At 66.2% G+C, this 13,312-nt stretch carries 11 protein-coding genes; 2 read left to right on the top strand and 9 right to left on the bottom strand.

Going from position 1 to position 13,312, the window contains the following annotated elements; genetic code table 11:
- Positions 1 to 68 precede the first annotated feature (68 nt).
- A complete protein-coding gene (locus tag AC2YG9_RS21755; protein WP_487300097.1) occupies positions 69 to 1,901 on the bottom strand; it encodes a DUF885 domain-containing protein in 1,833 nt (610 codons plus the stop codon).
- A 233-nt stretch (positions 1,902 to 2,134) separates the two neighbouring features.
- Here AC2YG9_RS21755 and AC2YG9_RS21750 point away from each other — a divergent pair, with 233 nt between their 5' ends.
- Complete coding sequence (locus AC2YG9_RS21750; RefSeq protein ID WP_487300096.1) at positions 2,135 to 4,588, top strand: hypothetical protein; 2,454 nt, start codon at positions 2,135 to 2,137, stop codon at positions 4,586 to 4,588.
- Positions 4,589 to 4,591: 3 nt separating this feature from the next.
- Here AC2YG9_RS21750 and AC2YG9_RS21745 read toward each other — a convergent pair whose 3' ends face one another.
- On the bottom strand, positions 4,592 to 4,912 hold the full coding sequence (locus AC2YG9_RS21745) for a hypothetical protein (RefSeq protein WP_487300095.1): 321 nt from the start codon (positions 4,910 to 4,912) through the stop codon (positions 4,592 to 4,594).
- A 220-nt stretch (positions 4,913 to 5,132) separates the two neighbouring features.
- Here AC2YG9_RS21745 and AC2YG9_RS21740 point away from each other — a divergent pair, with 220 nt between their 5' ends.
- Positions 5,133 to 6,446 carry a calcium-binding protein gene (locus AC2YG9_RS21740; RefSeq protein ID WP_487300094.1) on the top strand — a complete coding sequence of 438 codons (1,314 nt, stop codon included), beginning with the start codon at positions 5,133 to 5,135 and terminating at the stop codon, positions 6,444 to 6,446.
- Positions 6,447 to 6,609: 163 nt separating this feature from the next.
- Here AC2YG9_RS21740 and AC2YG9_RS21735 read toward each other — a convergent pair whose 3' ends face one another.
- The 7 genes from AC2YG9_RS21735 to AC2YG9_RS21705 all read right to left on the bottom strand — a co-directional run.
- Positions 6,610 to 7,161 (bottom strand): hypothetical protein, encoded by a 552-nt coding sequence (locus tag AC2YG9_RS21735; RefSeq protein WP_487300093.1) that lies wholly within the window; start codon positions 7,159 to 7,161, stop codon positions 6,610 to 6,612.
- A gap of 40 nt (positions 7,162 to 7,201) precedes the next feature.
- A complete protein-coding gene (locus AC2YG9_RS21730; RefSeq protein WP_487300092.1) occupies positions 7,202 to 7,795 on the bottom strand; it encodes a hypothetical protein in 594 nt (197 codons plus the stop codon).
- Positions 7,796 to 7,833: 38 nt separating this feature from the next.
- Positions 7,834 to 9,900 (bottom strand): cell cycle histidine kinase CckA, encoded by a 2,067-nt coding sequence (gene cckA / locus AC2YG9_RS21725; protein ID WP_487300136.1) that lies wholly within the window; start codon positions 9,898 to 9,900, stop codon positions 7,834 to 7,836.
- 85 nt (positions 9,901 to 9,985) lie between these two features.
- Positions 9,986 to 11,071: a flagellar biosynthesis protein FlhB gene (flhB, locus tag AC2YG9_RS21720; protein ID WP_487300091.1), complete on the bottom strand. Its 1,086-nt coding sequence runs from the start codon at positions 11,069 to 11,071 to the stop codon at positions 9,986 to 9,988.
- A gap of 3 nt (positions 11,072 to 11,074) precedes the next feature.
- The gene (gene fliR / locus AC2YG9_RS21715) at positions 11,075 to 11,842 is read right to left on the bottom strand and encodes a flagellar biosynthetic protein FliR (protein ID WP_487300090.1); all 768 of its coding nucleotides are present in this window, start codon (positions 11,840 to 11,842) and stop codon (positions 11,075 to 11,077) included.
- An 8-nt stretch (positions 11,843 to 11,850) separates the two neighbouring features.
- Positions 11,851 to 12,114, bottom strand: coding sequence for a flagellar biosynthesis protein FliQ (gene fliQ / locus AC2YG9_RS21710; protein WP_487300089.1), 264 nt, complete (start codon positions 12,112 to 12,114; stop codon positions 11,851 to 11,853).
- Positions 12,115 to 12,194: 80 nt separating this feature from the next.
- Positions 12,195 to 13,312: hypothetical protein (locus AC2YG9_RS21705; RefSeq protein ID WP_487300088.1), on the bottom strand; the 1,118-nt coding region annotated here is incomplete at its 5' end.

Raw genomic sequence — 13,312 nt, 5'->3', positions numbered from 1 at the left:
GACGCCATCAAGATGGGCCAGGCGCGGGCGGGGACAGGTTGAGATCACCTGTCCCCTGCACTCCTGCCCTACTTCGCGCCCTTGGTCGCGGCGATGTAATCGCCGACCACGTTCTCCAGCACCTTCAGCGGGGTGCCGCCGGACAGCAGCACGGAGTCGTGGAACTTGCGGATATCGAACTTGCCGCCCAGTTCCTTCTTCGCCCGCGCCCGCTGTTCCAGGAAGGTGATCTTGCCGACCATGTAGCTGCAGGCCTGGCCCGGCCACACGCAGTAGCGCTCGATCTCGGTGATCGCCGCGCTCTCCTGGTCGCCGATGTTGTCGACCATGTACTTGACCGCCTGCTCGCGGCTCCAGCCGTAGAAGTGCATGCCGCTGTCGACCACGAGGCGGACGGCCCGGAACATGGCGTCGTGGATCATGCCGACCTCGCCGACGGGGTCGCCCTTGTACATGCCCATCTCGACGGCCAGTTCCTCGGCGTAGAGCGCCCAGCCCTCGCTGTAGCCCGAGAAGCCGATCACCTTGCGGATCAGCGGCAGATCGCCGGCTTCATTGTTCAGGGCCAGCTGCAGGTGATGGCCCGGAATGGCCTCGTGATAGGTCAGGGTCGGCAGCAGGAACTTGGGCTGCTCGCCGCTGTCACGCAGGTTGATCCAGTAGATGCCGGGCCGTTTGCCATCCAGCGACGGCGAGTTGTAGTAGCCGCCCGGCGCGCCGGCCTCGATCGCCTTGGGCACCCGTCGGATCTCGACCGGCGCCTTGGGCAGCTGGCCGAAGTACTGCGGCAGCTTGGGCGTGATCGCCTTGACCTGCTCGTTCAGGCTGACCAGCAGGGCTTCCTTGCCCTCGTCGGTGTTGGGCCAGTGCTGCTTGGGGTCAGCGACCATGGCGGCGTAGCGCTCGCCGACCGTGCCCTTGGTGTAGCCGGCCTTCTTCATCAGCTTGTCGGCCTTGGCGCCGAGGCTCTTGACCATGTCGAGGCCGATCTTGTGGACCTCCTCGGGCGTGATGTCGCTGGTCGTGTAGTTCTTCAGGCTGACCGCATAGTACTCGTCGCCCTTCGGCAGGCGCTTGATGCCGGCGTCATGCACCGCCTTCGGCTGCCAGCTCTTGACCAGCTCCAGCTGACGCTCGAGCGCCGGACGGATGCGTTCGTCGTACAGGGCGCCGGCGACACGGGCGTAGTCGCCCTCGATCTTCTTCTCGCCCACCCGGCGGACCAGCGAGGACACCAGGGTGGTTTCGCCGGTCTTGGTGGCCAGGAAGGCCTCCATCTGGGTGCGGGTCTTGGCCAGCACGAAGTCCGGCGGGATGACGCCCATGGCCGCATCGCGGCGGCCGGTCTCGGCCTCGTTGTCGAGGGTGCGGGCGAAGCACTCCATGCGCGACAGATAGGCGTCGGCGTCGTCCTTGGTCTCGATGCTGTGGGCGGTGTCGAGGAAGTCCGGCGTCGACTGATAGCTGCCCGTCAGCTGGCTCAGCACATAGGGGGCGCCCGAGCCGCCGTTGTTGTAGGCGAACTTGCGGTTGCCCTCGTCCTGCACCGACAGCACGAACTCGACGGTGTCGTAGTTGACCGCGTCCATGCCGGTCAGCTGCTTGCGGTCGATAGCCCGCAATTCGGCCAGCTGCTGCGTGTTCTGCGCCCGGCCCTCGGCCAGCGAAGTCGCCGAATTGTCGCTCAGCAGGCTCTTGCTCCAGGCCATCGCACCGTTGTCGATGCCGAGGTAGGTCGGCAGCTCCGGCGAGCGCCGCATGGCCTCGTCCATCGCCCGGTCGAACATGGCGTACATCTTGGCGGCCTCGCCCGTGGGCGCGGCGGCGTTGGCCAGGCGCGGCGTGGCGGCAAGGGCGGCGAGCGCGGTGGCGGAGGCGAAGAGTTCGCGGCGGTTCATCATTGAAAACAGCTCCCCATTGGCGCGGTGCGCCGAATTTGCAGGCCGACAGGGGTAAGCCGCCCTTCCCCCGGCGGCAACGGGCCGGGCGTTAATTCGACGTAATGGGCGCCCGCTCATTTCGGGCCGCCAGCGCTCATATTGAGCGGCGCTCACGTTGAGGGCTTCACCGTACGAGCCTAGGCTCCGCGTAACGCGGGTCGCCCAATGTCCGGGCCCGCGCGGGAGCCCCACCCATGCCTTTCCCCGCCAACTTCAACGTCAGCAGCCTCAACGGGACCAACGGTTTCGTCATCGGCTCGGCGGCCGCCGCTTCCCTGACGGGATACGCGGTCACCGGTACGGGCGACTTGAACGGCGACGGCTACCGGGACTTCGTAGTCAGCGCCATCTCCGCGCCGACGACTGGCGGAACCCAGGCCGGCCGCGTCTACGTCATCCACGGCGACACCGGCGGCCTCCCCGCAAACCTCGACCTCTCCACCCTCGATGGGACCAACGGCTTCCGCATCAACGGCGTGGCCCAGGACGACTACGCCGGCTGGTCCGTCTCCGACGCCGGCGACGTCAACGGCGACGGCGTCACCGACCTCCTGATCGGCGCCGCCCGGGTCAACACCACTGTCAACGGCAACGAGGGCGCCGCCTACGTCGTCTTCGGCAAGACCGGCAACTTCGGGGCCCAGCTCGATCTCTCCAGCCTCGACGGGACCAACGGCTTCCGGGTTCCCGGCCAGTTCAGTTACGGCGAGCTCGGCAGGGCGGTCTCCGGCATCGGCGACATCAACGGCGACGGCATCGACGACATCGCCGTCGGCGCCTGGCAGACCCCGGTCGGCGGCGAGGTCTATGTCATCTTCGGCAAGTCCACGGCCTTTACCGCCGATGTCGACCCGGCCGGCCTGGACGGAACCAACGGCTTTCGGCTGACCGGCGGCGGCAACAGCCGCTTCGGCGAATCCATCGCCTCGGCCGGAGACGTCAACGGTGACGGCCTGGACGACATGATCATCGGATCGCCCAACGGCAACAGCTACCGCGGCGCCGCCTTTGTTATCTTCGGCAGCACCAATCCCTTCGTCGCCAGCGCCAATATCAGCACCCTCGACGGGACCAACGGCTTCGCCATCGTTTCCTCGAGCAACCTGCAGTTCGCCGGCAGTTCGGTCTCATCCGTGGGCGACGTCAACGGCGACGGCTTCGCTGACGTGGCGGTGCTGGCCTACGGCTACGGCGACTACAGCGACGGCGCCGTCTACGTCGTGTTCGGCAAGAACGGCGGCTTCGGCGCCAGCCTGACCCTCAACGACCTCGACGGCACGAACGGTTTCCGCGTCTACGGCACGAGCAACTATGCCGGCTTCCGCGATGTCACCGGCATCGGCGACCTGAACAACGACGGCTTCGACGATTTCATGTTCGGCGCCGACCAGCATGATGGCGAGAACGCCGACACCGGCGTCGCCTATGTCGTCTACGGCAAGGCCAGCGGCTGGAGCAACTTCACCACCGGCTCGATCAACGGGACCAACGGCTTCCGCATCAACGGCCTGGTCAGCACCGGCCAGCTCGGCTTCTCGCTCGACGCCAGCGACGTCAACGGTGATGGCGGCCGCGACCTGATCATCGCCGCCCCCTGGGCCAACGGCCTGAACGGCACGGTCTATGTCATCTACGCAGACCCCAGCGACATCAGCTTCACGGGCACCACCGGCGACGACACCTTCAGCGGCGGTGGGTTCGATGACGCCCTCAGCGGCGGCGCCGGCAAGGACAATCTCTCGGGCCTCGACGGCGACGACGTGCTCGACGGCGGCGCCCTGGGCGACACCCTTTCGGGCGGCAATGGCGAGGACCAGCTGTTCGGCGGCGACGGCGGCGACGTGATGACGGGCGACGACGGGGCCGACATTCTCAACGGCGGCGAAGGGGCCGACAAGCTGTTCGGCGGGGCGGGGACGGACGAGCTCAACGGCGGCAACGGCAACGACCGCTTCGACGGCGACACCGCCGGCGACACCCTCTCCGGCGGCGGCGGCAACGACTACATCGACGGCGGCGCCGGTCCCGACAGCATGACCGGCGGCCTCGGCAACGACGTTTTCATCGTCGACGACGCTGGCGACACCACCATCGAGGCCGCCGGCGAAGGTTTCGATATCGTCCGCACCGCCCTCACCTGGACCCTGGCCGACAACATCGAGGGTCTCGAACTGGGCGGCGGCGGCAACGCCAACGGCACGGGCAACGCCGGCGCCAACAACCTGCAGGGCAACAGCGGCGACAACTTCCTGCTGGGCCTGGGCGGGGTCGACACCATCAATGGCAACGACGGCGACGACACCATCATCGGCGGCGAGGGTAACGACCTCCTGCGCGGCGGCACCGGCGGCGACGACTTCCGTGTCGCCCACGCCTTCGGCGCCACCCTCGAAACCGACCAGGTCTTCGATTTCAGCACAGCTGAGGGCGACATCATCGACCTCTCACAGATCGACGCCGTGGCCGGCGGGTCGGATAACGCCTTCACCCTGGTCGCCGCCTTCACCCGCGTCGCCGGCCAGATGACCCTGACCTTCGCGGCCGGGATCACCACCCTGCGGCTCGACCTCAACGGCGATGCGCGGGTCGACTATCAGATGAAGATCAATGGGGATGTCACCGGCGACTCCGCCGGCTGGTCGCTCTGACCCCTACGCAGGGGGCCCTTCGCTGATCACCTGCGGCGGACGATAGCGCTCGACCAGGCTTTCCAGCTCCTGGGTGCGGGTCGCGCCGGCCACGTTCAGGCGCACATACATCGCCTCTGCGCCCTTGTCCTTGGCGGCCTTCCAGGCCTTGGCGGCCGATTGCAGGCTGCCTGCCGCGCCGGCGCAGATGACGTCCAGGGCGCCGTCCTTGCGGCGCACGCAGACGAAGTTTCCTGCCATGGCGGGCAGCTCGGCCAGATCGGTGTTGAGCCGAAAGCGCAGGGCGACGCCATCGGCGCCTTCGAGTTCGATATAGTCGTTCACGGATGTTCCTTAGGCGCTGGCGGATCGCATCGCCAGCGCCTTTGCAGGATCATCGGTCTCTGAGGCAAAACCAAGACGCTGTCGGCCGCCCGGAATGAGGCGTTTTCGCCGAAACAGTCACTTCCTGTTAACACCCGTAAACGACCCTCGAAAACGCAAAATGGGGAACTGGAGCCGCGTGCCTGCCGCACGCCGCCCGCGTATCAGGGGGAGTTGAGCCATGCCGACCATCTACGGAACTCCGGGCGAGGACGACCTTCGGGCTCCGATCGGTGCGACCGCCGCCTATATCATCTTCGGCCGTGACGCCGACGACTACCTGGTCGGCGCCGAGGGCGCTGACACCCTGCAGGGCGAAGGCGGCGACGACTACATCATCGCCTTCGGCGGCGTCGACCGCGTGTTCGGCGGCGACGGAAACGACCAGGTCTTCGGCGGGATCGGCAACGATACGCTCGACGGCGGCGCGGGCGACGATGTGATGGCCGGCGAGGCCGGCGCCGACCAGCTCTATGGCCGCGACGGCGACGACTACCTCGAGGGTGGCGACGGCAACGACGTCCTGCGGGGCGGCGCGGGCGAAGACATCCTCTACGGCGGGACCGGGGCGGACATCCTCCACGCCGGCGACGGCACGGGCACCTACGGCGGCGGATTCGTCTACGGCGAGGCTGGGGCCGACACTTTCTACGGCGACCTGTTCGACGACATCTTCTACGGCGGGGCCGACAACGACAAAGCCTGGGGCGGCGCCGGCGCCGACCAGCTCTACGGCGGCGACGGCAACGACATCCTCGACGGCGGCGCGGGTCTGGACCGCCTGGAGGGCGGCGCCGGAAACGACACCTTCTACGGCGACGCCGCCGATGTGATGATCGGCGGGGCCGGCAACGACGTCTATATCGTCGACTACAACATGACGAGCTTCATGGCCCCGCCGACCCTGGCCATCACGGAAGACGCTAGCGGCGGCTACGACATCATCCGCAGCCTCGACTCCATCCGCCTGCCCGACAACGTCGAGGCTCTGGTGCTGCTGGACTCGGCCCAACCCTGGCTCAGCGGCTACGGCAACGCCCTGAACAACAATATCCAGGGCCACCAGGACTACGACCGGCTTTACGGTTACGACGGCAATGACGTCCTCGATGGCCGGGACGGGTCCGACTATGTCGTCGGCGGCCGTGGCAACGACATCATGTACGCCGACTTCGGCAGCGGCGGCGACACCTTCGAGATCAATGACGACTCCCTGTTCAACGCCGCCCTCGAGACCGACACCATCTACGGCATGGGCAACGGCGACTGGCTCGACTGGGAGCGGATGGACGCCAACGCCAACCTCGACGGCAATCAGGAATTCGTCATCGTCGCCGCCTTCACCAAGCAGGCCGGCCAGATGACCCTGACCGAAGTCGGCAACTGGTGGTACGCCAAGGTCGATGTCACCGGCGACGGCAGGGTCGACTATCAGGTCCGCATGGAGAGCTACGGCACCGGGTTCGACAACAACTTCGAATACTGGATTCTCTAGCCGAAAGCCCCGTTTCGGGCGCCGGCGCGACGGCCTGTCGCGCGGCGGCCCGTCACGTCCCCTGCGGGCTTGCAACGCCCTACAGTGCGCCTCGCCTAAGGCCTCTGGATCGGCAGAGACGGCGAAGCGCCCGTATCATGTGCCCGCCACCTTCCAGGAGAGCCTAGACCTCGTCCCGGACCCGGGACGCCAGGTACATGAACACCGGCGTCCGCTGGGCCGCGTTGCCCGGATCCAGTCCCAGCCCCGCGAAGAACCGCGCGAAGGCCGCGTTCTCGGTGTCCAGGTAGTCGCCCTTGCGCAGGAAGCCCGCCTTCATCAACGCCTTGTCGGCCGCGGGGATGGCCCGATAGGCCGCATCCAGCCGCGACGCCGACGCGACGCCTTCCAGCTTCTTCTCGGCCCACGACTTGAACATCCACCGGGTCAGCCGTTCCCCGGCCGAGCCGAACTGGTGGTTGGCGACGCCACAGGCCTTGGCCGACGCCTCGATCTCGCCGTCTGTCAGGGTTTCCATGACCAGGGTCAGACCCTCCATGGCCGTATCCTTGGCCACGGCCTGATCCTTCAGCGCCTGGGGCATCCTGCCCCAGATGCAGCTGCCGGCCGTGAGCGGCGCCTGATCGGCCGCCAGCGTCTGCGCCTGGGCGCCGCTGATGGAAACCTGGCCGGCGCAGAGGGCCAGGGCGAGAACCAGAAGACGAAGCTTGCTCATCCGCCGAGCCTAGACGAGGTCGACCGTCAGGCCAACGGTCTCACAGGCCGGCGGCCAGATCGGCCTCATCGCCAAGCCGCGAGAGCAGATAGAACAGAACGGTCGTCCCGTCCTCATTCTGCGGATCGACGCCCAGCTTGTCGAAGAACCGCATCAAAGCCGACCTGCGCGCCGGCTTGAGCGCCTCGTTCTGCCTGGAGTCAGACATCAGCACTGTCTTGTCCGCGGCGGGGATTGACCGATAGGCCTCGTCCAGCTGCGCGGCGGACACCCGTCCGGCCAGATGGTCCTCCGACCAGACCCGTCCCATCCATCCGGCCAGCCGCCGCCCGGCCGACCTGAATTGCTCATCGCTTACGCCGCACGCCCTGGCCGAAACCTCGAGCGCCCCGTATTCCGACTGTTTGAGGGCATCAATGATCCACAGCTGCGCGGCGATGCCGCTCTCCTGTTGCAGCGCCTCCGTCTTGATCGCGGCGGGGAGGCGATCCCACATGCATTGACCGGCGTCGGCCGGCGCGGGCTCGCCGCGCGGCAGCATCGGCGGCGGAACCGACAGTGTCTGCGCGGCGCTGACGGAGACCTGGCCGGTCAGAAGAAAGGCGGCCAGCGCGAAAACACGAAGCTTGAACATCTCGCGACCCTAGCCGACGCCCGCCAGGCCGCCCAGCCCTAGGCCGCGATCTGCTGCTTGACCCGTTCGGCGAGGGTCTTGATGTCGATCGGCTTGGGAAGGAACGACACCCCCTCCTCGCCTTCCAGCAGGTCGCTGAACTCGGCCTCGGCATAGCCGCTGATGAACATCACCGGCGCATCGCCCAGATGAATGCGCGCCTTCTTCAGCAGGGTCGGCCCATCCATGCCCGGCATGATCACGTCGCTGATCAACAGGTCGATGGTCCCGGCGTGCTCGATGCACAGCTCCAGGGCCTCCTCGCCGTCGCAGGCCTCGATGACCTCATAGCCCCGCGCCCGCAGCAGCCGGGCGGCCACCCCGCGCACGGCGTCCTCGTCCTCGACGAACAGGATGCGGCCGACGCCCGACAGGTCGCGGGCCGCCTGGCGGGCCGGCTTGACCACTTCGGCCACGGGAAGGGCCCCGGCCACCGGCGTGTGCACCGGCAGGAAGATGCGGAACACCGCCCCCTGCCCCGGCTCGCTCTCGACGTGGATCCAGCCGTCCGACTGTTTGACGATACCGTACACGGTCGCCAACCCCAGGCCCGTGCCCTCACCCACCGGCTTGGTGGTGAAGAAGGGGTCGAAGATCTTGCCGACCACCTCGGGCGGAATCCCCGGACCGTCGTCGCTGACCTCGATCAGGGCCATGTCGCCCATCGGCAGGCCGTTGTAGCCCATGCTCGCCGCCTCGACGTGGGTCACCCGGGCCGTGCGGATACGCACCGTGCCGCCGCTGCCCGCCGCCCGCACCGCATCGCGGGCGTTGACGGCGAGGTTCATCACCGCCGTCTCCAGCTGGCTCTTGTCGGCCCGCACCAGGGGCAGGTTGCGCCCATAATCGGTGACCAGCTTGACGTCCTCACGCAGCAAGCGGCGCAACAGGACCTCGAACTCGCTGATCAGCTCGCCCAGCTCCAGCACCTCGCGCTGCACCGTCTGCTTGCGGCTGAAGGCCAGCAGCTTGCGCACCAGGTCCGCCGCCCTAACCCCGGTCTGGCGGATCTCGTTCAGTCCCTCATACGAAGGATCGCCCAACGGATGGCGCTGCAGCAGCTCGTCCAGCCGCAGTTGGATGGCGGTCAGGAGGTTGTTGAAGTCGTGGGCCACCCCGCCGGCCAGCTGGCCGATGGCCTGCATCTTCTGGGCCTGGGCCAGCTGCAGCTCGATCTGCTTCTGCTCGGAGACGTCGACCAGATAGGCCGTCAGCCGCCCGCCCTGGCGGTTCAGGTACAGATGCCCGATCCGCGTGTTGTCATGATTCAGCCGTACCTCGAAGGGTCCGGCCCGCCCCTCGGCCGCCCCCAGACCGGCATCGAGCCGCGAGCTCTCCGCCACCAGCTCGCCGAACACCAGGCCCGGCTTGGCCGCCCCGCCGGTAATCTCGCCAAGCGCCGTGTTGGCCTCGACGATCTTCGCGGTGAACACATCCGCCCCGTCCAGCAACGCCGCCCCGAACGGCGAGGCGGCGGCCAGCGCGTCCAGTCCTGCCTCATCGGCCGTCGGAATGGCCAGCGCCTTGGCGCTGATTTCGGTCGGCGGCAGCGCCTGGGCCCGCTCGGCCGCCAGCCGCAGCAGGAACCGGCCCGGCCCCAGCGGCGCGACGGTCAGGTCACGGTCGCCATCCTTCAGCTTCAGCGAGGTATGGGCCGGCAGTCCCCGGCGCGCGCGGTTGAAGGCGCCGTACAGCCCGGCCGCCTGGCCGTTGCGCGGCAGCCGTCCGCCGGCGCCCAGCTCGGCGCCCCAATGCTCATTGGCCGCAATGATCTTGCCGTCCAGCCCGGCCACGGCTGCCGCCTCGGGCAGCGCCTCGACCATGGCTTCCAGCATCGGCGTATCGTCCGCCTCGGTCTGCGTCCCTGACGCCCGGAAGGCCAACAGTCCCAGACAGGCGACACCGGCCAGCCCGATCAGCAAGAGCAGCCCGGCCAGGGTCTCGATCCCGGCCTCCAGCGCCGGATAGGCGGCGAACCCCACCGCCAGCACGAAGAAGACCGCGGCCGCTCCCACCAGGGGATCGAACCGGAACTTCCGCTTTTCGCTCATATCCGCTCGGGCCATCGGCTCCTTGGGGGTCAGCGTCGAATCACTCATTGGGGAGGATACTCGTTAATGGAACCGGCCCCGAATCGGGCCCACCGGGTGCTCATCGCAAGGTCTTCGCCCGCTCGGCCCGCTTCTGGCTCATGACGAAGCCGATGATCTTGGCGACCGCCTGGTAGTGGGCCTCGGGGATGACCTGATCGACCTCGGTCGCCGCATACAGCGCCCTGGCCAGCGGCGGGTCCTCGATGACCGCCACACCGCTCTCCTCGGCCAGAGCCCGGATCCGCAGCGCCAGGTCGTCCAGGCCCTTGGCCACGCATTCGGGCGCCGCCGTCTCGCCGGCTTCGTAGCGCAGGGCCACGGCGTAGTGGGTCGGGTTCATCACCACCACCGTGGCGTTGGGCACGTTCTGCATCATCCGCCGACGCGAGACTTCCATCTGCATCTGCTTGCGCTTGGCCTTGATGTGGGGGTCACCGTCGGACTGCTTGTACTCGTCCTTCAGTTCCTCGCGGCTCATCCGCATCCGCTTCATGAACCGGGCCCGCTGCCACAGCCAGTCGGCCCCCGCCGTCACCAGCAGGAAGCACAGCACCGCGAAGAACAGCGCCTTCACCAGCGCCATGGTCGCCGGCAGGATGGCCACCGGATCGGCCGCCGCCAGCGCCTGCAGCTCATGGGCGTGGGGCTTCAGCACCATCCAGGTCACCGCCCCCGTCGCCCCGATCTTCAGGAAGCTCTTGAGGAACTGGAACAGCCCGTCGGGCCCGAAGATGCGCTTGAAGCCCTCCATCGGGCTGACCTTCTTGAAGTCGGGCTTCATCTTCTCGGCCGTGAACAGCAGGCCGTGCTGCACCACATTGCCGGCGATCCCGGCCAGCATGGCCGCGACCATCACCACGACCAGCGCCGGCATCCCGGCCATGATCGCCTGGCTGGCGATCCCCACCCCGCCGGTCCCGGACATGTCCATCGCTTCGGGATGGGCGATGAACGGCAACAGCTTCGCCGTCATGTCGGTGGCCAGCCAGCCGCCGCCCATCAGGATCACCCCGGCCACGGCGGCCAAGCTGAACATCTGCGGCAGGTCCGGGGTCTTGGCGACGTCGCCCTTCTTGCGGGCTTCCTCGAGTTTCCGGGGTGTTGGTTCTTCTGTTTTCGAGGCTGCTTCGTTGTCTTCCGCCACGGATCAGCCTCCCGTGCCGGCGAAGACGCCGATCAGGTCGCGGTAACGGCCGACCCAGACCATCCCGACCAGCCCCAGCGACAGGGCGAAGATCGACAGGCCGAAGATCACCGCCAGCGGCGACGTGACGAAATAGATCTGGAACTGCGGCATGATCCGCCCGACCAGGCCGGCCGCCAGGTTGAAGATCAGCGAGAACACGATTACCGGCGCCGAAAGCTGGATGCCGAGAGCGAAGCTGCCGGCCACCGTCCTCACCGCCAGGGTCCCCGCGTCGCTGACCGGAATGCCCGCCTTGCCCAGCGGGAACAGCTCATAGCTGTTGGCCATGGCCCCGATGAACAGGTGGTGCAGATCGGTGGTCATGATCAGCACCACGCCGATCAGGCTGAGGAAGGTCGACAGGGTCGCGTTCGGCTGGCCCAGCATCGGGTTGGCGGTCTGGGCGAAGCCCAGGGTGGTCTGGATCGACACCACCTCCCCCGCCGTGGCCAGGGCCGACAGGAACAGCCGCATGATCATGCCGATGGTCAGGCCGATGAGGATTTCGCGGATCACCTGCAGGCCGACATCGCCCATGGTCGCCGGCACGAAGACATTGCGCGCCGCCAGCGGGGCCAGCACCAGGCACATCAGAAGGGCGAACGACAGGCGGATGCGCGGCGGCACGCTCTGCTCGCCGATGCCCGGAATCAGCATCACCAACGCCCCGACCCGGGCGAAGATCAGCCCGGCGGAATAGACCTGGGCGGCGGTGGCGTAGGCTTCCACGCCTGCCCCTACATGCCGGCGATGCGGGCGGCGATATTCTTCATGAAGCCGCTCATCAGCGCGCCCATCAGCGGCAGGAACAGCAGCAGCGAGACAAAGATGGCGACGATCTTGGGCGCATAGACCAGGGTCGCTTCCTGGATCTGCGTCAGCGCCTGCATGAGGCCGATCCCCACCCCGACGATCAGCCCCACGATCAGCACCGGCGCGGACAGCTGGATGGTCAGCCAGATGGCGTCGCGGCCGACGTCGAGCACCTCAGCGCCGTTCATGGGAAAGCCTCACAGTGGAATCTAAAACGAGGCTCAAGATTTGGCGCAGTATGGTTAACGGGTGTTTACGAAGGCCCCCTTCAGATCTGAAACTTCGCTGGCACTCCAACCATGTTCTCAGGACGCTGAGCGCGATCAACGAACAAGCAAACTCGTTCGTAAAGGGTGCCTGCCACAGTCAACCCGCTAAGGCCCCTATAGGTGAGATCCTCAGCAGAATGTTCGCAATAGGCGACCATCACCGCCTCAGCAGCTGCACCATCAACGATGTGGAATGAGTGGCGATATGCCCGATCCGGGGAAATCATCTTACTCACCCGATCATATGTAATCGGAGTTCGCCAAAGTGGATCTGGCGAGATCATTCGCATCGCTCGCTCTACTTCCGGCGTGTCTTTGTAGAATGTTGTTTCAACAATTATGTTAAATCCATCATAGTAAGAAAGCGATGAGCTTCGTACGTCAACTAAATCTGTACCAACTACGTCCCACCGGATCATCGCTAGGGGAATTTTCTGAAATTCACCATTTGCGTAGTCTACAACTTCGAACCACGCACCATAGTCGGCGCTTCGCGGAAGGTTGTTGAAATCGTCAGAGCCGATGGCGCGGGCGACGTTCATCATCAACTTTTGCCAAGTCGGATTCTCTGGCTCCAAGGCCGGATCATCGACTTGAATACCTGTCAGGAAATCGTCCGCCCCGCTCCCCGCAAAGAGCAAAAGACCGTCCTCTAAGCGACGTTCCGAAGCGTTTATCCAGCTATGGTATATTCGCCGGTCACCAATCTCGACGAATATAACACTTACATCGATCCAATCCTCTTCTTCCAAGCCAAACTCGCGAAGGACTTCGACTACACTTCCGCCAACATTTGTCCGGTCAGCCTCCTCCAGAACTCGGAGTATTTTCAGCGCCCTGTCGACATTGCCGGCCCACAGAACCACCTTTTGCGGCGATATGACGACAACCTTTTGAATCAGTGCCGCTACGCCGGAGGAGCCCTTCTCAAAGGGAATTATCTTGGTCGGATGCAGAAGGGTTTCGGAGGCACCACTACCTTCGTCTGTCACCAGAATGTCCCCGATGACGCGAACATGGTCAGCGCTGATAAAGGCAGCAATTAGAGTCATCTCCAGCAACTCGCCTCCTTGAGTTCCAGTGTAGACCGCGCATTCTTTCGCAGTCGACGGTTGCC

The organism is Caulobacter sp. SRI_014 (assembly GCF_057586315.1).
This window is presented reverse-complemented; position numbering and strand designations above follow the sequence as displayed.

Coding starts and splice junctions, on each gene's coding strand:
- AC2YG9_RS21755 (WP_487300097.1), bottom strand. CDS start 1,901: ATGATGAACCGCCGCGAACTCTTCGCCTCCGCCACCGCGCTCGCCGCC.
- AC2YG9_RS21750 (WP_487300096.1), top strand. CDS start 2,135: ATGCCTTTCCCCGCCAACTTCAACGTCAGCAGCCTCAACGGGACCAAC.
- AC2YG9_RS21740 (WP_487300094.1), top strand. CDS start 5,133: ATGCCGACCATCTACGGAACTCCGGGCGAGGACGACCTTCGGGCTCCG.
- AC2YG9_RS21735 (WP_487300093.1), bottom strand. CDS start 7,161: ATGAGCAAGCTTCGTCTTCTGGTTCTCGCCCTGGCCCTCTGCGCCGGC.
- AC2YG9_RS21730 (WP_487300092.1), bottom strand. CDS start 7,795: ATGTTCAAGCTTCGTGTTTTCGCGCTGGCCGCCTTTCTTCTGACCGGC.
- cckA (WP_487300136.1), bottom strand. CDS start 9,900: ATGGCCCGAGCGGATATGAGCGAAAAGCGGAAGTTCCGGTTCGATCCC.
- fliQ (WP_487300089.1), bottom strand. CDS start 12,114: ATGAACGGCGCTGAGGTGCTCGACGTCGGCCGCGACGCCATCTGGCTG.